This window comes from Vibrio sp. 1580, assembly GCF_033340055.1.
Genome location: NZ_JAWOVT010000002.1, coordinates 163,150 through 186,544, shown reverse-complemented (window position 1 = coordinate 186,544; position 23,395 = coordinate 163,150). Strand labels below are relative to the sequence as shown.

At 45.0% G+C, this 23,395-nt stretch carries 18 protein-coding genes and 1 pseudogene; 12 read left to right on the top strand and 7 right to left on the bottom strand.

What is annotated here, in order from left to right; translation table 11 throughout:
* Positions 1 to 83 precede the first annotated feature (83 nt).
* From R7093_RS03885 to R7093_RS03865, 5 genes are all read left to right on the top strand, one after another.
* Entirely contained in the window at positions 84 to 326 is a 243-nt protein-coding gene (locus tag R7093_RS03885; protein ID WP_017634694.1) for a hypothetical protein, read from the top strand.
* Positions 327 to 524: 198 nt separating this feature from the next.
* A complete protein-coding gene (locus R7093_RS03880) occupies positions 525 to 1,088 on the top strand; it encodes a septation protein A (protein ID WP_318146516.1) in 564 nt (187 codons plus the stop codon).
* Between the two features lie 225 nt (positions 1,089 to 1,313).
* Positions 1,314 to 1,709: an acyl-CoA thioester hydrolase YciA gene (gene yciA, locus R7093_RS03875; RefSeq protein WP_005376768.1), complete on the top strand. Its 396-nt coding sequence runs from the start codon at positions 1,314 to 1,316 to the stop codon at positions 1,707 to 1,709.
* A gap of 115 nt (positions 1,710 to 1,824) precedes the next feature.
* Positions 1,825 to 2,121: a YciI family protein gene (locus tag R7093_RS03870; protein ID WP_318146515.1), complete on the top strand. Its 297-nt coding sequence runs from the start codon at positions 1,825 to 1,827 to the stop codon at positions 2,119 to 2,121.
* Positions 2,122 to 2,124: 3 nt separating this feature from the next.
* Positions 2,125 to 2,517, top strand: a complete 393-nt coding sequence (locus R7093_RS03865) for a GspS/AspS pilotin family protein (protein ID WP_005386726.1) — start codon at positions 2,125 to 2,127, stop codon at positions 2,515 to 2,517.
* Between the two features lie 133 nt (positions 2,518 to 2,650).
* Here R7093_RS03865 and metE read toward each other — a convergent pair whose 3' ends face one another.
* The gene (gene metE, locus R7093_RS03860; RefSeq protein ID WP_054574762.1) at positions 2,651 to 4,933 is read right to left on the bottom strand and encodes a 5-methyltetrahydropteroyltriglutamate--homocysteine S-methyltransferase; all 2,283 of its coding nucleotides are present in this window, start codon (positions 4,931 to 4,933) and stop codon (positions 2,651 to 2,653) included.
* A 281-nt stretch (positions 4,934 to 5,214) separates the two neighbouring features.
* On the opposite strand from metE, the gene metR reads away from it, so the two are divergent.
* Positions 5,215 to 6,126, top strand: coding sequence for an HTH-type transcriptional regulator MetR (metR, locus tag R7093_RS03855; protein ID WP_005386724.1), 912 nt, complete (start codon positions 5,215 to 5,217; stop codon positions 6,124 to 6,126).
* A 21-nt stretch (positions 6,127 to 6,147) separates the two neighbouring features.
* Here the strand turns inward: metR and R7093_RS03850 are convergent, their stop codons facing one another.
* The 3 genes and pseudogenes from R7093_RS03850 to R7093_RS03840 all read right to left on the bottom strand — a co-directional run bounded on the left by R7093_RS03850 (position 6,148) and on the right by R7093_RS03840 (position 9,753).
* Positions 6,148 to 6,348: a DUF4250 domain-containing protein gene (locus R7093_RS03850; RefSeq protein ID WP_005376762.1), complete on the bottom strand. Its 201-nt coding sequence runs from the start codon at positions 6,346 to 6,348 to the stop codon at positions 6,148 to 6,150.
* Positions 6,349 to 6,500: 152 nt separating this feature from the next.
* Positions 6,501 to 7,211, bottom strand: coding sequence for a hypothetical protein (locus tag R7093_RS03845; protein ID WP_054574763.1), 711 nt, complete (start codon positions 7,209 to 7,211; stop codon positions 6,501 to 6,503).
* A gap of 86 nt (positions 7,212 to 7,297) precedes the next feature.
* Positions 7,298 to 9,753 (bottom strand): annotated as a pseudogene (locus R7093_RS03840) (EAL domain-containing protein).
* Between the two features lie 425 nt (positions 9,754 to 10,178).
* On the opposite strand from R7093_RS03840, the gene R7093_RS03835 reads away from it, so the two are divergent.
* The 4 genes from R7093_RS03835 (at position 10,179) to R7093_RS03820 (ending at position 18,198) form a co-directional block, all read left to right on the top strand.
* Positions 10,179 to 12,512 (top strand): YgiQ family radical SAM protein, encoded by a 2,334-nt coding sequence (locus tag R7093_RS03835; RefSeq protein ID WP_318146514.1) that lies wholly within the window; start codon positions 10,179 to 10,181, stop codon positions 12,510 to 12,512.
* Between the two features lie 262 nt (positions 12,513 to 12,774).
* Positions 12,775 to 16,296, top strand: a complete 3,522-nt coding sequence (locus tag R7093_RS03830; protein ID WP_047103326.1) for a T6SS effector BTH_I2691 family protein — start codon at positions 12,775 to 12,777, stop codon at positions 16,294 to 16,296.
* 3 nt (positions 16,297 to 16,299) lie between these two features.
* On the top strand, positions 16,300 to 17,250 hold the full coding sequence (locus R7093_RS03825; protein ID WP_047103328.1) for a hypothetical protein: 951 nt from the start codon (positions 16,300 to 16,302) through the stop codon (positions 17,248 to 17,250).
* A 3-nt stretch (positions 17,251 to 17,253) separates the two neighbouring features.
* Positions 17,254 to 18,198 carry a hypothetical protein gene (locus R7093_RS03820; protein ID WP_262640099.1) on the top strand — a complete coding sequence of 315 codons (945 nt, stop codon included), beginning with the start codon at positions 17,254 to 17,256 and terminating at the stop codon, positions 18,196 to 18,198.
* Positions 18,199 to 18,331: 133 nt separating this feature from the next.
* Here R7093_RS03820 and R7093_RS03815 read toward each other — a convergent pair whose 3' ends face one another.
* The 3 genes from R7093_RS03815 to R7093_RS03805 are packed head-to-tail and all read right to left on the bottom strand — an operon-like array spanning position 18,332 to position 21,202.
* Positions 18,332 to 18,748 carry a GtrA family protein gene (locus tag R7093_RS03815; RefSeq protein ID WP_047103332.1) on the bottom strand — a complete coding sequence of 139 codons (417 nt, stop codon included), beginning with the start codon at positions 18,746 to 18,748 and terminating at the stop codon, positions 18,332 to 18,334.
* A 4-nt stretch (positions 18,749 to 18,752) separates the two neighbouring features.
* Complete coding sequence (locus R7093_RS03810) at positions 18,753 to 20,159, bottom strand: ArnT family glycosyltransferase (RefSeq protein WP_047103335.1); 1,407 nt, start codon at positions 20,157 to 20,159, stop codon at positions 18,753 to 18,755.
* A gap of 2 nt (positions 20,160 to 20,161) precedes the next feature.
* Entirely contained in the window at positions 20,162 to 21,202 is a 1,041-nt protein-coding gene (locus R7093_RS03805) for a glycosyltransferase family 2 protein (RefSeq protein WP_080960111.1), read from the bottom strand.
* A 152-nt stretch (positions 21,203 to 21,354) separates the two neighbouring features.
* Between R7093_RS03805 and R7093_RS03800 the strand changes: the two genes are divergently transcribed.
* Positions 21,355 to 22,032 carry a response regulator transcription factor gene (locus tag R7093_RS03800; protein ID WP_047103337.1) on the top strand — a complete coding sequence of 226 codons (678 nt, stop codon included), beginning with the start codon at positions 21,355 to 21,357 and terminating at the stop codon, positions 22,030 to 22,032.
* Positions 22,029 to 23,315: a HAMP domain-containing sensor histidine kinase gene (locus R7093_RS03795; RefSeq protein WP_318146513.1), complete on the top strand. Its 1,287-nt coding sequence runs from the start codon at positions 22,029 to 22,031 to the stop codon at positions 23,313 to 23,315. Before R7093_RS03800 ends, R7093_RS03795 begins: the two co-directional genes overlap by 4 nt.
* Positions 23,316 to 23,395 lie beyond the last annotated feature (80 nt).

Genomic DNA, 23,395 nt, shown 5'->3' with positions numbered 1-23,395 from the left:
TGCATTATTGGAGTAAATCGAATTATCCAGAAGGTCAAGCAGGCTGCAAATGAGTAGCGTATGAGCTTGATAAGGAGATCGCCATGTTACTTCATCGACATACATACTACGGCTTGATTCATCATGGAATCAAAACACTGTTACTTGATCGCTTAGGCCACTATACAGAAGAAGAGTATCATCAATATCTGACCCTGATGACTGGTAAATCCACTTGCTTCACGATGTCTCTCGAAGAGCTAGAAGCAACGGTCGATAACTTACTGCGGGAAGGCTATTTAGAAGATGTAAAAACGCTTATTTCCCAATATCAACGTGTGGCTTAAGGTTTAAAACTCTCAACTCTATTGCCGCTTCACGCGGCAATTTTTATTCCTTCCATTTGCTGTTTCGACGTGGAAGAAGCTTGCGGGCTGTACGATATACTAAGCGTTACTATTCTTACCTTAACTTCCTCAGTATTCACATCTTGTCAGATTCCGTTAGACTGTCTTCAATTCAACAATTAGGTAGATTTTGCCATCATGAAGCAGATCCTAGACTTTATACCACTCATCGTTTTCTTCGCTTTATACAAGCTGTACGACATCTACGTGGCGACAGGTGCACTGATCGTAGCAACAGCCATTCAGCTTGTCGTCACCTATGCGCTGTATAAGAAAGTCGAAAAGATGCAGCTAATAACATTTGTTATCGTCACTATCTTCGGCGGCATGACCCTTTTCTTCCACGACGACAATTTTATAAAGTGGAAAGTCACCATCATTTACGCGATTCTGGCGATTGGCTTAGCAGTGAGCCACGCATTGGGAAAATCAGCCATCAAAGGTATGCTAGGCAAGGAAATTACGTTACCTGACGCTGTTTGGGCAAAGATTAACTGGGCTTGGGTTGGCTTCTTCTCATTCTTCGCTGGCCTAAACATTTATATTGCTTACGAATTGCCGTTGGATGTTTGGGTTAACTTCAAAGTATTTGGAATGTTGATCGCGACATTTGCTTACATGATTGCGACTGGCTTTTACATTTATAAACACATGCCAAAAGAACAAAAAAATAACTCATCCGATGTGTCCACTGATGAATAAAAACTCAGTTTTGCTATAATCCGCGACTTCACAGCGATCTTAGGGTCGCTGTTTTGCTCCATGTATCAGTAAACCGCTCAAACAACGTACCGTTTTCAGACCATTCTTGCTGCTGTAAACCAACTTTCTCTGGTCCGGTATCTGCGGTTTTTTAAGGACCTTTGGTTCTAGGTATTTACTATGTTGGCGCTTAGTTTGAGCGCCTTTAAGATTTAGGATGTCACAATGAGTCAAGAAATTAGCTCTCCGAAAGGTCAAATGCTGCTTCGTACCCTTGCAATGCCTGCAGATACAAACGCCAATGGCGATATTTTTGGCGGTTGGATAATGTCTCAGCTCGACTTAGCAGGCGCGATTCTGGCAAAAGAGATCTCTTGTGGTCGCGTTGTCACCGTTTCGGTATCAAGCATTACGTTCAAAAAGCCTGTTGGTGTGGGCGATGTCGTATGCTGCTACGGCGAATGCACTAAGATCGGCCGCACATCCATGAGTGTCGATTTGGAAGTATGGGTCAAACCCGTCAAAGCTCACGGTGTTGGCGAACGCTTCATGGTTTGTGATGCGACCTTCAACTACGTAGCCATTGACAGTGAAGGTAAACCACGTCCGGTTCAGAATTAGTCAACCTACAACGCTAACAGTTAGAAAGGACCTCACATTTTCTGTTGTTCACTTGTGAGAGACACAAAAAAGGCGTTAAATTAACACTTTACCCTACCAATTAAGGAACTATGCTATGTGGTATGTCATCTTTTCACAGGACGTTGAGAACTCGTTGGAAAAACGCATGAGCGTTCGCCCACAACACTTGGGTCGCTTACAAAAGCTACAAGACGAAGGTCGCCTTCTTACAGCTGGTCCGATGCCTGCGATAGATTCTGACAATCCTGGTGAAGCTGGATTTACGGGCTCAACTGTCATCGCTGAATTCGCCTCTCTAAAGGATGCTAAAGCGTGGGCAGAAGCCGATCCTTATGTAGCGGCTGGTGTTTACGATCATGTAATCGTGAAACCGTTCAAAAAAGTGTTTTAATTTATGAAAAAATTACTGTGTCTTTTCTTGGTATTTGGTGCTCTGGCTGGCTGTTCATCAACCGATGATAATCAGCGCCAACTTGAGCTTATGGCATCAAACCGAGCAGGAGTCTTGTCTGCGGGCCTCCCTTTAGAGTACGGTCCACTGCAAATAATGCGTGTCTCATCCAACAAAAATGTTGTAGAGATGATGATGATTTATAACGATGGCGCACTCGGTGCAAAGCCGTTAAATCAAGTACTGAATACCAGTATCTATACCTACTGCAGCAACCCAGAAGTTCGCAAGCAAATTGATATGGGCTTGATGTATCGTATTAAGGTACGTAATTCTCGCGGTCAGTTGATGGCAGATGAGTTGGTTTCCGCACAGACTTGTACTCAGGTGAAGTAGCTACAGTAATTTTTGTTGCTTTCGGCATGAGACGATGATTCGCTATTATTGGATAATCTGAAAACGAAAGTTAACAATTAAGAATAGAAAAACGGAGACCACAGTCTCCGTTTTTATTTGCTGTAACGATGTGTTACGCCAGCTCAGCACGGAGCTTCTTCGCCGCTGAAACCAGATTTGCCAATGCGGCTTCTGTCTCCTTCCAGTTTCGTGTTTTCAGACCACAATCTGGGTTTACCCACAAACGTTGAGCCGGAATTTTTTCTGCCGCTTTCTTGATTAAACCTTCAATCCATTCTTCCGTAGGAATGTTTGGTGAGTGAATGTCATAAACACCAGGGCCAATTTCGTTCGGGTAATTGAACTCTTCAAATGCTTTCAGCAGCTCCATATTTGAGCGAGATGTTTCAATGGTAATGACGTCCGCATCGAGTGCCGCAACCGAATCAATGATTTCATTGAACTCGCTGTAACACATATGAGTGTGAATCTGAGTTTCTGGTTTTGCACTTGCCGCAGAGACCTTAAACGCATTTACGGCCCATTCTAAGTACGCTTTGTGATCGCGTTTTTTGAGTGGTAAACCTTCTCGAATGGCTGGCTCGTCAATTTGAATGATATTGATGCCTGCATCTTGCAGGTCAGACACCTCATCACGTAGTGCCAAAGCAAGTTGCTGCGCAATTTCTTGACGTGTGATGTCTTCACGTGGGAACGTCCAACATAAAATCGTTACTGGTCCAGTCAACATGCCTTTCATCTGTTTGCTGGTTAGCGATTGTGCGTACGTCGACCATTCAACTGTGATCGGTTTTTCACGTTCAATGTCAGCAACTACAATGGCAGGTTTCACACAGCGAGAACCATAACTCTGTACCCAACCAAATTTGGTCGTTTGAAAACCCGCCAAGTTCTCAGCGAAGTATTCCACCATGTCGTTACGCTCTGCTTCACCATGAACTAGCACATCTAGGTCGAGCGCCTCTTGACGTTTTACTGCGTCAGCAATATGTCCTTTAAGTGCTTGGATATATTCAGACTCAGATAATTGACCTGTACGATAAGCACTGCGCTGAACACGAATTTCACCCGTTTGAGGGAAAGAACCGATTGTCGTGGTTGGCAACAGAGGCAAGCCCAATACTTCAGCTTGATGCGCAGCACGCTCCGCGTAAGGTGCGCTGCGCTCGGCAAGTGACGCAGTAATACTGTTTAAACGTGCTTGAACTTGTGGCTTATTCACATGCGTTGCCGTTTTACGTGCTTTGATTGGCTGGCTGTAGGTATCACAAGCGAGAATCGCATCTTGATCACCATCGAGTGCGCGGCCAAGCAAGGCGACTTCTGTTACTTTTTGTTTTGCGAACGCAAACCAGCTTTTCACTTCCTCACTGAGTTCTGTTTCCTGTTCCAGATCAACCGGGCTATGTAGCAAAGAGCATGAGCTCGCAACCCAAAGGTTGTCGCCCAGTTTTTCTTTTACTGGCTGTAGACGTTCAAGTTGCGCACTCAAATCCGAGCGCCACACGTTACGACCGTTGACCACGCCAGCAGACAGCACCCACCCCTCCGGTAGTTTGGCAACCACGTCGTCAAGCTGCTGAGGCGCGGCAGATAAATCGATATGTAAACCATCCACTGGTAGCTTTACAATTTTGTCTAGCGTATCGCTTATAGAGTCAAAGTACGTCGTTAGCAGCACTTTTACATCGCTTCGAATCACTTGGTACGCTAGCTTGAACGCATCAGCCCATTTGCTTTCTAGCTCCAGTGACAAAATTGGCTCATCAATCTGAACCCACTCAACACCTTGACTTGCGAGCTTTGCCAAAATAGCTTGGTAAGCCGTAAGCAATCGTGGCAGTAGCGTCAGGCGATCGAACCCTTCTTCTACCTCTTTACCTAAGTAAAGATAACTGACTGGACCAAGCAAAACTGGCTTCACTTTATGCCCAGCTTGGGTTGCTTCGTTGACTTCTTCAAACAGTTGAGGCCAACTCACTTCAAATGTATCGTCCTTGCTAAATTCAGGTACGATGTAGTGGTAGTTTGTGTTGAACCATTTAGTCATATCCGATGCTGCAGCGCCCGCACAGCCGCAACCCGCTTGAGATTGACCGCGACCCACTTTGAATAGCGTATCCAAATCAGGGAAACCGTCTGCGTGACGTTTTGGCACGTGACCCAGTAACAACGTGGTCGTCAGTACATGATCGTACCAAGCAAAATCGCCAGCGGTGGTAAAACTCAAGCCAGCATCTGTTTGCGTTTGCCAGTTTTTAGCGCGCAGATCTGCTCCAACCTTTTTAAGCTCTGCTTGATCAATTTCTCCGCGCCAGTATTTTTCCTGAACGAATTTTAATTCTCGTTTTTCACCGATGCGTGGATAACCTAGTACGTGCGTTGTTGTAGCCATGTCCCTATTCCTTTCTCAATTTTGTTCAATTTGTTTGGATCAGAGCATCTTTCGGTAAAGAATAAGATGTCTGGATGGCTAAACTATCGCTCTCATCTGCGGTTTGAACAACGTCCATTTATTCAACTTGTTTATTAAAAAAATTCATCATGAGGCGACATGATTCGCAAATAAACACAACAAATAGACGTCTAGACGTTTACATATCCATTTTTTGTCGTTAAGTTATTTACACGATTGCTATTCTGTTCATAGCGAGCAACAAAGGATGAAAGGAATTCATGATAGAGCTAAAACATTTGCGGACACTCACTTCGCTTCGAGACACTGGCTCTCTAACGGCAACAGCGACCGCTTTACATCTCACTCAGTCGGCACTGTCTCATCAGATCAAAGATTTGGAGGCGCGAATTGGAGGGCAACTGTTCCTGAGAAAGACTCGTCCGGTGAAGTTCACTTCAGAGGGAGAAATCCTATTGCGTCTTGCAGAAGATATCCTTCCGAAACTCGCAAGAGCAGAAAATGATTTAGCGAGCTTGAAAGAAGACGTCAATGGCCGATTACATATGGCCATTGAATGTCACTCTTGCTTCCAATGGCTAATGCCTGCACTTAGGGAGTACCAACTTGCTTGGCCTAGCGTAACATTGGACTTTTCCTCTGGTTTTGGCTTTGAACCACTCCCAGCTCTATTGGCAGGCGAACTCGATCTCGTTATTACTTCCGATATCCAACCTCGATCCGAAGTCCACTACGAGCCTCTATTCGACTTTGAAATGCGTTTAATTACCGCAACCAACCACCCATTGGCGGAAAAAGAAATTATTGAGCCGCAAGATCTCGCAGATCAAACCATGCTCTCTTATCCGGTTCAAAAACAAAGGCTAGACGTCGTAAAACACTTTCTTCAGCCAGCAGGAATAGAACCTGCGAAATGGAAGCAAGCCGACAACACTCTCATGTTAGTTCAGATGGTCTCTGCTGGATTAGGGGTGGCGGCACTACCCAATTGGGCGATTTCTGAATTTTCTCGCCAAGGTCTTATTACCAGTAAACCTTTCGGCCAAGGCTTATGGCGTCGCTTGTTTGCTGCAACGCGTCACTCAGAGAAAGAAAAGCGTTACTTACAAGCTTTTTTCGCAACCGCGAGGCTACAATGTAAAAGCCACCTTGACGGAATCAAGGTGGCTTAAAAGATTTGGATTATGAAAGGCTTAGCGTTGATATGCTTTAAATTGGTTAGTCAATGGATCGTACTGATAACCGAGCATATCAAGCTTGCCGACTACAGACTCTACATCCATCTCATACACTGATACTAACTCGTCAAAACTGTCGCACTCTAAACGTAGCTTTTCGTTGACGATACCTAGCAAAATAGTGCTGTCCAGATTACCTACATTGCTTAAATCCATCGCGACTCTCCTCTTCGACAAGGTATATAAACAAGCGTAGTAGTAATCACGCGAATTTAAAGTGAGTGCGATCTAAAACGTGATCACCTTATACCCAAGCACCAAGAAAGCACTTGGATATAAGCCGTCTAGCTTTGTCTTTAGAATAGAGGTTAAGCCGCGAGAGAGAATAAACCTTGCAGGCTCGTCATCGACGCGAGTGCTAGCAACAAGGCAACGCTCAGTTGCACCTTTTCTGGTTTCTTATGCGTAAAAATATGCCAACACCACACAATAATTGAAGAAATTAACATAGCTAAAGACAGCAAGATTGGCTGTGTTGCAGCGTTCAGTGCAGCTTCATTTAACTGGTAAGAAGCAAACAACGTTGCGATGACTAATAGCATTCCAGACACAATGCCCGTAACTGGTAAAATACGGTGAAATGCCTGTAATCTGCTGCGAGCTATCGTAAGCAGCAATTGAGAAAATGACGCCCCAAGGAAAAATATCATTAGCGCTATCGCTATCGATGCTGGCCAGCTTGATTGCTCAAATACTTGAATACTCACATACGCAAAGGCCAAACCATTCGCTAAATGCATCGCCCATAGTGGCCCTTTTTCACGCGTTTTCTTGGTTTGAACCTGAGAATAGAAGTAGAAAATAGCAAACACGATCATAAATGCTTCAATGCGAAGTGACGCAACAGCGAGCCACAATACAGCTACTGCAGGCAACATTTTATGAAGACGTCCTCGCTGACCAGGACAAATATCGCCCTTGATTAGAAGCAAAGTCAGTAGCGCTTGTGCGCCAAATAGCATCGGAGGGAAAGTAACCAGCAATTGTTGAATCATGTTGAATGCACGCTCAAAAGTCATTTTGGGGGGCGATAATATCAAATCAACTATCGCCAAACCACCGAAAGTCGGCCCCCAAATGAGCTAAAACGGTAAGACAATTTTATTCACAGAGAAGCAAGATACTTCAACGCGTCTTCCTGCGTTAAAACTCCACGGTACTCTTCTTTGGTATTACACAGTACCCAAGGGAAACGAATCCCGGTTTTAACCAACTCTCGAATAACAGAGACAGGTAAATCCTCATCAACCAACACAAATTCGGTGCTCATTATCTGATTAACAGGACGTTTCCAAATTCGGCTTTCTCGTTCAGTTTCTCGCTCTGTTCCCATCGAAGGCGTTAGGTGTAAATTCACCGTCTCTTTCGTAATTAACCCAACACAACGATTTTCATTGAGAACAACTAAAGGCGAGCTTGGATTCAAATTCATGTACTCCACTGCCAAGGAGAGCGGTTCTCCAGGGTCCATAGACCTGACTTGTTCATGGCTCAAAGATTGCAACACATCACTTTGCTTAGACTCAATCGCGATGTCAGAGAACAGATGCTCATAACTGTCCGCTTTATCCATCAAATCGACAGGCACGGCAGCAGAAAATAGAAAGCCCTGCATGTAATCGACACCGATTTCTGCCAATACTTGAAGTTCTTGCTTAGATTCCACGCCTTCAGCAACCACTTTTACATTCATTTGCTGTGCAAGCTCGGTGACCATTTTCACAATGTTATAGCTAGTGCTCCCTTTATGAATGTTCTTGACGAATTTTCGGTCTATTTTCAGTAAATCAAACTGCCCTTTTTCTAGATAAGAAAAAGAAGAATACCCAGTACCGAAGTCATCAATCGCGATCTCAATGCCCTCTTTCCGCACTTCCTCTAGAGCTCGAGTATGCTCCTCATCTTGTTCAAAATACGCGGTTTCTGTTAGCTCGATAGTTACTCGCTTAGGGTCTACACCACTGGCTTTAATCAAATCATGCGACCGCTGAAGGATCTGAAGAGAATCCAATTTCGTATTGAGGGAGCGATTGATGGTCACGCCCACTTCCTCGCCATAAATTTCTTGTAAGCGCGGAAAGTGCTTCAACGCAGCTTGGCAGACCACATCATCAAGTGCCGCTATGAGTTCTAGATCTTCAATAATAGCGATCATCTTTTGCGTACAATACGCATCATTTTCATCATAGAAGCGTGCGAGAGCCTCGAACTTAACCACTCTTCCGGTTTGAACGTCGATAATCGGTTGAAAGTAAACGTCCACTAGCCCACTCTCTATTTGCGCCTCCAAAAACGCCTCGAGATGTTGGCGCTTCACTAATTCAGAGTGAAGTTCACTGTCGTAAAAGTTGAAATAGCTGCCTTCACCGGAAATAGAGGACAACATCGCTTGCGCTGCATGTGCTAGCGCTTGTCTTGGTCGGTTCGTATCATAGCCAAGGATTGACACACCAGTTTGGCCTTTAACGATAGTGGCATGCATTTTTGTGCCCATTTCATTTCTTAGCTCATTAAAGAACCCTTTCATGGCAATTTGGATCAAACGAACCGGGCTCAACCATTGACAATGAGGGGTCTGCAAGCATACGACAAACACGTCCCGAGATAACTGCCCCGCAATACTGGTGTAACGACTTCGCATAATAAAATCTGCAAAACCTAATTGCTGTTCAAGCAAGTATCTCTCCGAAAACTTGGGTCTGAGTGTCATAACAATGTTGAGTTCTTTATTTCTGCTTTCATTCGCTAAGGTAGCTAATTGGAGTTCAAATTCTTTCCTCGTCGGTAAAAAGGCAGCCCAATCATGCTGTTGTTCACAACGATTTTTCATCCACAACAACGAAGCAGAAATATCCGTAGAAAATCCCAGATAAAGAATTCGTCCAGAGTGAAACGTAAGTCGGTAAATACAAAGATGATGAGCTTGGTTGCTACCGTTTGCTGTTTTGCTCAGCAAGTTACCACACCAACATCCTTCATCATTAATTTGCTGCCACAGCTGATCATAAAACGCTTGGCTATGGTGAGAGGTACTGAAAATATGAGTTTTAAGCCCAACCAGATCTCGGTTTTGATAGCCCATTTGTAACTCAAAGGCACGGTTACAACCTAAGATGCGCGTATCTTCATCGGCAACTAAAACGCCTACATTCGGCAAATCAAAAATCGTTTCGAGGATTTTCGCTAACTCCTCGCAACCAGTGATTGTTAATTGTGGAATGATAGTGCCTTGGATAATGCGCTTATTGAGCCTTTCAAAACTAATAGTAACGTGCACTAAGTTAACGTTTTTTAGCATCATGCAACAAGAAAACCGCCCCGTCCGCCAAAGAGTTCCACTTCTAGAATTCGTTGTTTTAGCGTTTCTTGTTGCCCCATCAGCATATGATCAAACAAGTTATTTAGGCTGGTTACTGGCGTACTTATCCCAAATGCCTTTGCCATTCCTTGCTGATCACATTCGAACTCGCGAGTATCAATATCGTAAGACCACTCTATAACAGGAGTTAGACTGGAAGTCGTTTGCATTTTTGGATGCACTGTTGTCGTAGATTCACTCATACCCTAGCCCCTTTTTTTGTAATTAGCCCAAGGCTCAAAATTCACAGTCAATTCGCGACATTCCAGTTGGGACCTGCCGATCCTCTTTATAGATGGATTGTGTCAACGATAAGCCTATCGACTTAGAACTATTTCCAGAGCAGCTCAGCCTTTTGCATTTAATATGCACTAATTTGATTATAGGCTTTACCCCATATAAGCACACCATTGCTTATACTTTGTATTAAGATTGCGACATTTTTCATGAACCGATCTATAACCATGAGGCTTTCAAGGTGAAATTAGACAGAAAATCGCCGATAGAGCATTGATATTTTTACAAACCAAATAAAACTCGATGAACTAAGCTGGAATAGATGAGTTTGTTATAGATACCTGATAATCAAATCGCTATAATTCGCGCTCCCTGGAACAGAGAGCAAAATATGACCAATAACATCACTCCTATTCATGAGTACAAAAAATACTGGGCAGAGTGTTTTGGTACGGCACCTTTCTTGCCGACCAGTCGCAAAGAAATGGATGCCCTAGGATGGGATAGCTGTGACATTATCATTGTAACCGGTGACGCTTATGTGGATCACCCAAGCTTTGGTATGGCTATCATTGGCCGCCTGCTAGAAGCACAAGGTTTCCGTGTCGGTATCATTGCTCAACCAGAATGGCAAAATAAAGATGCGTTCATGCAACTTGGTAAGCCAAATCTGTTCTTCGGGATCACTGCGGGTAACATGGACTCCATGATCAACCGTTACACCGCGGATAAAAAGCTTCGTCACGATGACGCGTACACACCGAATAACGAAGGTGGTAAACGCCCAGACCGAGCAACGTTGGTTTACTCTCAACGTTGTCGTGAGGCATACAAAGAAGTACCTATTGTTTTAGGTGGTATCGAAGCTAGCCTACGCCGTGTGGCACACTACGATTACTGGTCAGATAAAGTTCGCCGTTCTGTACTGTTTGATGCAAAAGCAGACATCCTACTTTTTGGTAACGCAGAGCGCGCACTTGTCGAAGTAGCACATCGCATCGCAAACGGCGAAGACATCAGCACCATGACCAATATTCGTGGTACTGCCGTGAACTTGCCAGCTGCACCAGAAGGCTACACGGTTATTGATTCTTCTCGCATTGAAAAACCTCGTAAAGAGGCGTTCGTACCAAAGAACCCATACGAAGTAGAAACTCAGTGTGAAACTAAAAAAGACGAGCCAGTTGCACAACCAATCACAATTCGCCCATCACGCCACGATGCTGCGACGACTGCGGTCCGTTTACCTTCGTTTGAAAAGCTAAGAAACGATCGCATTCTTTATGCGCATGCAAGCCGTGTACTGCATTTAGAAACGAACCCGTACTCTGGTCGAGCGTTACTTCAAAGCCATGGTGATCGTGAACTTTGGGTAAACCAAGCTCCAATTCCATTGACGACCGAAGAGATGGACTTTGTGTTTGGCCTGCCTTACGCGCGTGTCCCTCACCCTATGTACGGGAAAGCAAAAATTCCTGCGTACGACATGATCAAGACGTCTGTAAACATCATGCGTGGTTGCTTTGGTGGCTGTTCTTTCTGTTCGATTACCGAGCATGAAGGTCGAATCATTCAAAACCGTTCGAAAGAGTCTATCATCAACGAGATTGAAGAAATTCGCGACAAAGTTCCAGGCTTTACCGGCACAATTTCCGATCTTGGTGGCCCGACTGCAAACATGTACCGCCTGGGCTGTAAAGATCCAAAAGCGGAAGCGAACTGTCGTCGTCCTTCTTGTGTATTCCCGGGCATCTGTAACAAGCTAAACACAGACCACAAACACACGATCGATTTATACCGCGAAGCGCGTAAAGTTGAAGGCGTGAAGAAAGTGATGGTTGCATCTGGCGTACGTTACGACCTTGCGATTGAATCACCAGAATACGTGAAAGAGCTCGTGACTCACCACGTAGGCGGTTACTTGAAGATTGCACCGGAACATACAGAGAAAGGTCCTCTTGATCTAATGATGAAGCCAGGCATGGGTACGTACGATCGCTTTAAAGAGATGTTCGAGAAATACAGTGCAGAAGCAGGCAAGAAGCAGTACTTAATCCCTTATTTTATCTCTGCGCACCCAGGCACAGAAGACGAAGACATGCTGAACCTTGCTCTGTGGCTGAAAAAGAACAACTTCGAATGTGACCAAGTACAAAACTTCTACCCTTCGCCAATGTGTAACGCAACGTCGATGTACTACTCAGAGACAAACCCTCTGAAACGCGTGAAGTACAAAAAACGTGAAGATGTACCTGTAGCAAAAGGTGAACGTCAACGTCGCCTGCATAAAGCGCTGTTGCGTTATCACGATCCAGCAAACTGGCCAATGATCCGTGAAGCCCTAGTCAGTATGGGTAAAAAACATTTGATTGGTGACAAACAAGGCTGTCTCGTTCCTGCAGAAGACATTGAAGCACAAACACCTACGCAACGTCGTAAATCTGGTCGTCACGGGGCAAACCGCTTTGCAACCAAACATACCAAAAACCAACCAGGCTTCGGTGGTCATTTGAACAAACGCTCTGAAGGCGGTTCAAAAGATGGTAAACCATCTGGCAACCGTAACGGTTCGGGTAAAGCTACAGGTGGTCAACGCCCTGCAAGCAACGGCCAACGTCCTAGCGGCAACGGTGCAAACCGCCCGGCAGGTAGCAAGCCGCAAGGCCAAGGTCGCCCACAAGCACAAGGCAAACCAACTGGTCAACGTAAACCAAAGCGTCGCTAACTCTTTAGCACTTAGATACTAGAAAGGGCTCCAGAGGTAACTCTGGAGCCCTTTTGTTTTGTCGGCTCATTGAGGCATCACTAATAACTCAAACTTTGATTCAATCAATACAAAAAATGGTAAACACCAACCAACTTATTGGAAAAACAAACAATTATTTGATTGAAGCAAAACCATAAAAATATAACTCATTGATTTTTAATTGCTTTATTTTGGTGCGATATTTGCGTAACAGAGTAAAACTCTTAAACATGGGCTAACGATGAATAATCCACTTCCTCCAAAAACTTCTATGTTCTGGTATGACAACAGCTATACCTATGAGGAGGCCGTTCAGGCATTTGAAAGCGATGGTACACTGAAATCGCTGAATATCGTTCCAACCACGGAATCCGATGATCTTGCTGGCTCACCCCCAGAGCGCAGTATGTTTTGGGAGGGAGAAACAAAAAAAATCGATCCGCCACCGCCGTCTGAACCAGAGCCTCTCAATTTAAAAACTGAGAAAGAAGCAACGGAAGCATCACCTGCGCACTTTATCCCAGTCCGCTATGCCATCGATCAGCTAGAAACAGAAGAGGCACAACCTTTTGGTTTGCCTGAAGAATGGAAAGGCCAAGGCCCAGCCAAACTCAATACCGTTAGTTACACCCTGCGTCAACTGCGCGACGGTTGGCTGTATGTCTATGATGCAATCAACAAAAGCTTAGACGAATACGAAATCAAAGGAACGCAATTCACGCTCTATAAGTTGGGAGAATCAGAAAGCCCAAAATCAGAGCAGCGTGGGACACCACAAGATGCAAAGCCCTTCCTTACTTACGTCAACGGAAGCGTACTATCGATTTGCTTCTCTGAGCACCGGTGGACATGGCACACGTTCATGCGCGTACTTAACAATCCGAGTAATCATATCGATCGCATGCAAACCATTATTCTGTCCTCAAACGAGAATCAGCACAACATTGCACCAATAGATAAGTTAACCCAAGTCGCTGATATTGAATCTTCTGCCGTCGATGATGGTCGCTTTGCGGATTCTGGCATCGCCACCAAAGCAGATGAAGATGGTTCTGTCTTTAAACCTGTCGCAGTCGAAAGCGATTTAACCTCTGCGATTCCAGAAGAAGAATCAGGCTACTTCGTCGCGATAAAAGATTACGCCGCAGACATTCAAGATATGTCACTGCATTTTGTTGATGCCGCAAGCCCTTACCGCCTTTTCACTGACCAGTTTTCAAACCAGTGGAACTTGATGCAGAGCGCCATGCAACTGTGTATGTTTGGTGCAAGTGACGAGATAGACATGCCAGCTAGCGTTAAGCGTAACGGCGAAGAGCTGTCGTTTTATACCGACATGGCTGACTATTATGACTCCTCTCACCAACTTGATTTGGCAGAGCAGAACAAAAGCTCAGTTCAGTCCGGCTATCCTGCTAAATTTTCCGCTGGAGCGATTGAATCACACCAACATACCCAAAGTGACATTGCTAAAGCGATACAGGACAAATATCGAATTTCTGCGAGCCGTTTTGGTAAATACGAACAATGGATAGCGACTGAACGCTGGCGTCAGCAGCTCAACTGGAAGCAAATGCTGAGCGAGATGCAAGAGCTGTCAGAACAAAAAGAAACCATGCTAGCCCAAGTGGTTTCGGTCAAACGCGACTTTATCGCAGTAATGGAGTCCTTAACACCTCATCATCTTGAGAGAACCTTCGACCTATACAGCGAAGACACGCAGTACAGCTTGTATCAACTGCACAAGCAAGCGGTTGAGTCATTTACTTTGGTGATGCAAGAAGAAGACCGCCAATGGGCAGAAAGCCAATGGGAGAAACCAACCAGTTTACTCGCACTCTACACTTCCGGGTTTAGTCGTAGTCTCTTTAAACAAGTGGAGAAATTAATTCCTGAACAAGTTTCAAATCAGGTAGGTGAAGTAGACGTCGCCAAAATTGTTCCAGACACTGAAAGCTCAGACAAACAGTTTATGGACTACGTTTCGACAGCAAGTAACCGTGTGGGTATGTATGCAAAAGTAATGGACTTTATTTCTAACCCAAATACTGCAGAAACCGAATTTCTAAGAGATATAGCAAAAGGATTCGATGGGCTAGATAGCATATTCAAAGCGACTAACAGCGCTTTACTCAAGGGGGTAATAGAGTTTGGCGTTAGCCTAACAGCCCAAGCGTCTATCTTAATGATATCTCTATTGTCAAAACCGCTCACCCGAACAAGTTTTTACCTAAGAGCTGCCGTTGTAGAACGTTTGTCGATAAACACTCCAATCAATATCAACAAAGGCTACGCACAAAGTTTTGGTTCTTGGAAATCCAATCATGATAAAAAACTCATCGCATCGAACCAAAACAAGGAAGTGTTAGCAGCCTTCAACAAGGGTGATAAAACTATATCAAACACGCAGTATAAGAAGGCTCTCCAGCAACAGCGGCACCTTCAAAAAAGCTTGGCCGTTGCGACGTTGGAATACCCTCAGTACATAGAACTTCCAGATGACGTACTTGAGGCAACAATTCGAATGCGTAAAGACATATGGGATAACCGATTAAACAACCTCAAGAAACGGTTTGAAGATGTAGGCGGTTTGGGCTTCTTAGCTCTGATTTTTAACTGCCTCGCATTTGCTGATGCAATGAACAGTATTCAAAAAACTGGGCTCATGACCCAAGATGATTTCCTGGATATTCAACAAAAGCTGTTTTACACGGCCGGTGCTTGGACGGGTATTCGGACGGGTAAATTATGGGATAATGTTAAAGGGAATGAGAAACTAAGAAAGCACTCACTGAAAACTCTTAAAAAGTTAGTCGTTCGAAATGCCAATGGCTTTGAAAACTTGATCCTTGATGACTTAAAGGTCTTCAATAAATGGCTCGCGATTACAGGGGCTTTAGGAGCGTTGGCTGCGGGTATTGAGGCATATCGTTCTTGGCAGAGTGCTGATGAAGCTTATGGCCAAGAAAAATATCTGCATGTAGCAAATACTGCTGCATTAACCGGTATGTCGATAGTCGGTATAATCCAAGCGTACGGAGGATTCACAGGGAAATTAACACTAAACTTAACCTTTGGTGGACCTGTTACCGCAGTTTTAACTGTTCTCACGTTAGCATACCTAGCCATCAATTATAAACTCAACAAACTGAAACAAGATGATTTCCAAAAATGGTTAGATAAACTGCCTTGGGGTTATCACCCGAGTCGTACTCAGTGGAGCCAATCTGCAAGCTTGCCCGAAAGAGAGAAGCACAATTCAGCATTGGTGCAGCAAGCACTGTTTGACTTACAATCTATTATTCAGCAGCCAACGGTATACCATCAGCCTATTGAAAAAATACAGGCTTATCCCGGCTATACGCATCGAGAGTTAGTTGGTTTGGAAGTGCATATTCAGCTGCCACGTCGTGCTGCAACAAATGGTGTTACAGTGAGTACCAACACCAAGGCAACAGAGGGTGATTTGACGTCCGGCTCTTGGTATCAAAACGCAGATTTAGTCACGCTACAAACACAGAGCCAAGCTAGCAAAGAGTTTCTTGTGTATAAGGTAACATTACCGATTAAAGAAACCGATCAATACCTTGCCATGCAAGTAGCGTATGATGTGGAAGATGATGCCCCATCAAAGCGTGAGTATTGGTTCCAAAATAGCGTAAAACAGAGTGCAACTCATAGCGTGATTTCAGACAATACCAAACAAAACATCATTAAAAAATCACTCACACCCGTTGTTGGTACATTAGGTTTTCAGGAGTAACCCTTGGCATATTCACCATTTTATATCACCCCAGAAGAGTTGGCGGTTTATCAAGAGGCGCAAGAGCAAGAGATCCTCTCAGGAGACAATTTAACAACATGGCGTAAATATGATATCGAGGAAGCGAATCGTTTTTCATATATATTTGACAGCTTAGTTCCAATTGCCATCATGTCAGTGGTTCTTTTCTTATTTTGGTATACCTTAGGCCAAGACCCTATGATGGGGTATGTTGCTGTTAGTGTGCTAATAATGGGGTACGGACTCAGCTACCTATTGTTTGGCCTCGATTATCGCTATGACTATATTTTTTCTAGCAAAGGCTTTGTGATGAGAAAGCGTCGCAATATGCCTAAGTGGGTAAATACCGCTACGCAAGCCGTTGGCTGGATAGGTACAGTGGTGTGTTTGGTTATGGTAGCACTGGTTGGTCCAATGGCATTAGCGGGAGCAGGTGCCTTCATTTTGCTTTCATTTGGTATGTTAAAACGCCAGCCTGATGAACCAACAGAAGTGAGAGTTGGAGAGCGAGAAGATTGGCTTTTTGCTGATTACAATAAGAAAAGAAAAGTACTCCAATTCTATTTTAAGTATGACAGGTGCGAATACCAAGATACTGCTCAAAAGATTGTCTTTCGCTCACAAGATCGATTCGATTGTTACGTTTTCTTTAAAACTGAAGCGGATTTAGAATCCATGGTCGCGCAACTGTCAAAGGTCTACAAACTGAATTGTACAGAGGTTGATGACCATAAAAAGCTGTTTGAAGCAAAGCCAGAATCAAGGCTTTTTAGTATTCCTGTTTGTAGTAGAGAATACCAAACCGATGAGGTATTTGATTTTAGGGCGTCAAATGCCCCGCTCCCAGAGCGAGAGTACCTTTACAACGGCAAGTGGCAAACCGAGTCTGAAATCGAACAATCAAAGTCTAAACTAACTACAGCTCTGGAGTAACCCTTGGCATATTCACCATTTTACGTCACCCCAGAAGAATTAGCAGTTTATCAAGAGGCGCAAGAGCAAGAAATACTCGCAGGCGATAATGTCAGAACATGGCACAAGTATGATGTAGAGGAACCATTTCGCTATTACTTTAAACTTTTTGCGCTTCCATTTGTGATCGCTCCATTCCTATTAACTTTGTTTATACACACGAGTGACACGGTTGACGTAACTATTTTTTCTTTTATTTTGTCGGTGATTGTATCTGGAGCCTTTTACCTTACGATTGGCCTCGACTATCGCTATGACTATATTTTTTCTGACAAAGGCTTTGTGATGAAGAAACGTCGCAACATGCCTAAGTGGGTGAATACCGCCACGCAAGCCGTTGGCTGGATAGGTGCAGTGGTGTGTGTGGTGATGGTAGCGATGGTTGGCCCGATGGCGTTAGCAGGCGCTGGTGCTTTTATATTAGTCTCCTTTAAAATGCTTAAACGCCAACCAGATGAACCAACAGAAGTGAGGGTCGGAGAACGTGAAGACTGGCTCTTTGCTGATTACAATAAGAAAAGAAAAGTAATTAAGTTCTTTTTTAAGCATGACACATGCGAATATATTAATATAGAACATACTAAGATTTCACGCTTACACAACCGATTCCACTATTACGTATTTTTCAAAACCGTGTCTGACTTAGAGTCTATGGTCAATCAGCTAGCTACAGAATATAAGCTTGACTGTACGGAAGTCGCCGACCACAAAAAGCTATTTGAAGCTAAGCCAGAGGCTAGACTGTTTGGCACGCCAGTTTGTTATAAAGAATATCAAACCGATGAGGTATTTGATTTAAGAGCTTCAAAAGCCCCGCTCCCAGAACGTGAATACCTTTACAACGGCAAGTGGCAAACGGAATCTGAGATTGAAAAATCAAAATCTGAACTAACGGCAGCCAAGGTATAAACCTTGGCTTGTTTACCTTTTTACATCCCCCCATGAAAAGCTTTAGGTTTACTCTGATGTACAAAAAGAAAAATTGGTTCAAATAACGAATTTTTAACTCGAGGATAGGAGAGTAAGCCCGAACCTTCTATCCTCAACTAAACACCCATTTTGCACTGAGTAAATAGTTACTCACCATGCCTGCCAATATGCCTAAGATCAAAGCCAAATAGACCATCACCCCTTGCGTTCCTAGCGCGAGCGTTACGCCTTTGAACACAATAAAGTTCGGCAAAGCACTGATACAGGCACTCGCCATAAATTTTTGCCATTGAGCGAAAGGGTTGGTTTTTTCTGCTTGAGAGAAAGTCAGCCAGCGATTGCCAAGCCAAGTCGTGGTTGCTGCAAACAAAAATGCTATCCCACGAGCCAGCATCAACTCCAGACCAAACCAATGGAACAACACAGAAAAGATAAGGGTGTCGACCATAAAGCCGACACCACCTACCAGAGCAAACCTTGTTAACGAAGCAAACCTTTCTGACGAAGCAAACTTTGGTAATTTTCGCATTCCGTTACCCAACCACACAGGTGTAGAGTGAGCGTTTCGATTTTGCTGTGAACTCGTTGGTACAACTCAACGCATTTTCATGAATCATGCTATCCACTTGCTGCGATTTACCAATCAGGTGGAATTTCTTCAGATTGTTTAAGTCATTCTTATCTTCAAGCTTTTTCGCCTGACCATAACTATAGAACTGGCCTGAAAACGGGCGCTTACCAATATAAAAGACCGGAGCGTTGTCATTGATTTGCGCGAAGATGATGCGGTCGCTGCGACTGTCTGCTTTGCCCATATTCAAAACCAACATCGCAATCATAAGCAGGGCTGGCAACACCGCTGCCGTTCCGGTCAGCCATTTGAAATCGTGTTTATCCACCAGCATTGCAATCAAGATACCCAATGCAGGCACACCCGGTAGCACGTAAGCAGGCAAAATATTCCCAGCCATGGTGAACAAGATCATTGGAGAAATCAGCCAACACATCAGGAAGCTAAACAAACCTTGATGATCAGTTTCAATGACTTTGAGTACCTTACGACGTTTCCACGCCAAGATAGGCAATACGATTGACCAAGGCGCAGCTGATTGCAGCCAGAACACCCAGATCATCCCACGTGGCTGATCATGAGCGGAGCCATACAGATCCCCTTCCCAACCGCTGACAACAAAACGCTTAAAGTGCTCGCCAACAATGAAGTAATCAATAAATCCAGGCGTCGCCATTTCAGCCATGATGTACCAAGGTAGAGCAATCGCCAGCATGAGCGCCAACCCCGATACAATTGGAAAACGCTGCCACAAGGCTTTGAAGGCACCGAAGAAACCATGCTGAATCACAAGCCAAGGAAACACTGCGATGCCCATGATCACGATCGCCACTGGGCCTTTTGCTAACAGCCCGCAAGCCAAGCCAAAGAAACCGAGGTACCCCCACAATCGGCTGTGTTTGTCTTTGCCAAGCCAGCAGTAGTAAAAGCCGACCATCGCCATCGTCATTGCCAACGTCAGCGCCATGTCTGTCATCACCGCACCCGCAGCAATTGAAAAGATGCCACACGTCGCCAGTACCAACGCAGCGATGACTGCATTAAAGCCAGCGCGATACGCCATGAAAGCAACAAAAACAATCGTCGCAACACCCGCTAACCAATGAGGCGCGCGCACTGCAAATTCATTCAATCCAAACAGCTCAATGCCGTAAGCACTCATCCAAGTGAACAGAGGAGGCTTCCCCCAAAAAGGCACGCCGTAATCAAACTGTGGGGTAAGCCAATTGCCGGTTTCCACCATTAAGCGCGCCATTTCGCCGTAGCGGGCTTCTGTGGTGTCCATCAAAGGGTAAGCGGCAAGTGAAATAAGACGGAGTAAAAGAGCAAACGCCAACAACAACCACAGATGGGTTTTATTAATACTCATGATTACGCGGTTTCTCCCAATTTAAACTTCATGGTTTGGATGGATTGATGTTTTGCAGGCTGCTCGTAAACAGACTGAACAAGATAAAGAGGACGTTGCTTGGTCTCGACAAAAATGCGGCCAATGTATTCACCCAAAAGGCCAATCGACAGCAGTTGCACACCGCCCAAGGCAAGTTGGACGACCATCATGGATGGATAGCCAGTGACAGGCTCACCAAACACAACGGTTTTTATCACTATGAATGCGCCATAGATAAAGGCACTGAACGCCACTAACGCACCGGCAAGTGTCGCTAAGCGCAAAGGACGAATGGAAAACGAGGTAATGCCGTCCATTGCAAGGCCAATCAGCTTGAGGTAGTTCCATTTTGTTTCACCACAGAAACGAGCGTCACGCTCAAACTGAACCGTCACTTGCTTGAAACCCGGCCAAGAAAAAATACCTTTCATGTATCGGTTACGTTCCGGCAGCGCATTGATGTGTTTGACCACTTTTGCGCTCAGTAGACGGAAATCGCCCACGTTCTCCGGCACATCCAATTTCGCCATGCTATTAAGCACTTTGTAAAAGCAAGCGGCCGAGAAGCGTTTGAACCAAGTTTCGCCGTGGCGTTCACTGCGCTGCATGTTCACCACGTCATACCCTTCACGCCATTTTGATACCATTTGCGGGATTAACTCCGGCGGGTCTTGCAAGTCAGCATCAATCACGATCACCGCTTCACCTTGGCAGTGTTCCAGCCCCGCACTCATGGCGGACTCTTTGCCGAAGTTACGGCTTAGTGCAATACAACGAACGTCGCTAGAAGATTGAGAAAAGTTTTGCGCGATCATTAGGCTGTCGTCTTTGCTACCGTCGTCCACATAAACGATTTCGCAACGCTCTGGCATTTCATCCAAAACGGTGGCTAAACGACGATGAAATTCAGGCAAGACTTCTTGCTCGTTAAAGAATGGCACCACAACAGACAAAACTGTTTTAGGCTCAGTGTGTTGGCTCACCTTTGAAAAGGTTGCAGCGTGAATGTTGAAGGTTGACATGCTACTCTTCCACTAAATCCGATGAATGAATCCAGTCTACAAACATCAATGTGAAAGAGATGTTGTTGACATCTTTTTCACGTTCTTAGTGAATAATGTTCGGTTAAGACGAAGTCTTATTTTCGAAAACCCGCCCACTTGGAGAGAAATACATGAAACGCGTACTTTTAGTCGAAGATAATCGAGAAATCGCAGGCATGCTGTTCGATTATTTTGAGTGTGCAGGTATGGAACTCGATTATGCAGACAACGGCGAGCTCGGCCTGAAACTGGCGATGGAAAACACCTTCGACATCATCTTGCTCGACCTCATGCTGCCACGCATGGATGGCCTGACCATGTGTAATAAACTTCGAGACGCGGGCAACAACACACCGGTACTTATGCTGACGGCGCTCGATAGCCGTGACGATATGCTCAAAGGCTTCCAACACGGTGCGGATGACTATCTGACCAAACCTTTCGATCTGGATATTCTAGAAGCGCGTATGATGGCACTGATCCGCCGTTACCGTGGCACTGTCGCATCGAGTAAGTTGGAATACGGTGAAGTTTCTATCGACCAAAAAACACGTAAAGCTTACCGCCAAGATAAACTGCTAGCGCTAAACCCAACCACTTACACCATTCTGGAAATGCTTGTGAAAAGCGCGCCAGACATAGTGACACGCGAAGAAATCGCCTTCCAACTTTGGCAAGAGAACGAGCCGAACAACGACGTTCTGCGCAGCCACATTTACCAACTTCGCAACCAACTTGATAAGCCATTTGAACAACATGTGCTGATCACCGTACCGAAAGTTGGCTTCCGCTTGGAGACAGGTGCATGATAAATCGCTTACTTGCCAGCACGCAAAGCACACAAAGTATGACAGGGCGACTCGCTCTGTTTTTCTCTTTTGTGTCGGTCGTGATTGGCATCTTCTGCTTTTTGTTGATTACCGGCTCCCTGCTTTGGTCTGAAGACCGCGTGGGCGAGCGTCGTATTATGGTCGACAAAAAAGAAGCGATTGAACATTTCCAGTCCCACCCAGAGCAAGGCAGTATTCAGCTTGACCTGCTCACCACCGCATACAACGACATCTCATTGGTTGCCGAGCGCTACCAAAAATACTTGATTGGTCAAAAGCACTTTCTTGATGAAGTAGAAGACGGTGAATACTCGCGCATGGTTTACATGAGCACTTACACCTATAAAGGCGTTGAGCATCCCGTGATTCTGGTTTCCTTGATTGATGAAATCGAGATCACCTCAGAGGAATTCATTCTCGTCGTCGCTATGGTGCTGTCCATTGTCGCCGTGCTGGTGTTCCTGTTTGGTAGCCTGCTACTGCGCTTATCACAACGCTTGATTGAACCCGTCAATGCGCTCAAAACTCAACTCGACCATCACCAAGGAGATGCCACGCAAACTTTTAGTGTGCCTGAGGGCTCGGCCAAAGAGTTCCAAACCCTTGCGGATGAGTTGAATGAGTACCGCCACAAAATCAACCAAGTCATCAAGCGCGAGCAGGCCTTTGCACGATACGCAAGCCATGAACTGCGTACACCATTAACCGTGATGAAAGGCTCAAGCAGCTTACTGGCGAGAAGTGCGAACACGGATTTCCAAACCCGCCAAGTGAACCGAATTCAAGATGCAACGCAGCAGATGTCGACCATGGTAGATGCCCTACTCGGCTTAGTGCGTTACGAGCGTAATGCAGATGATTCACCAGTGCGCAGCATCACCGAAGAAGAACTCAACCAAATCATCTTCCAAAGCCAAGCTCAGGCGGATGAGAAAGCACTCAGCTTTGATGTACAGGTCGACGGCAACCCTAGAACGCGCGCGACCAATGCCGTGTTGACCATTATTCTTGGCAACCTGATTCGCAACGGCATCGCTGCGACACCTTCGGGATCAATTCATATCAATATGGATGAAAACACCATCTCGGTGCGCGATGAAGGTGAAGGCTTTTCGACCATTCCACATTCTGATGGGCACGGATTAGGTTTGATGATTGTGGACGATTTGTGCCAACGCTATGGCTGGCAATTTAAGATTGGTACACATCCAGAAGGTGGTTGTGAGGCAAAAATTAACCTCGCAACAGAACATCAGGAATAACCGAAATGGAAGACCTGAAACACAGACTTTTTATCTGGGTTTAATGGCGTTACACTACGCGCCCTTTTTAAATGGCAAAG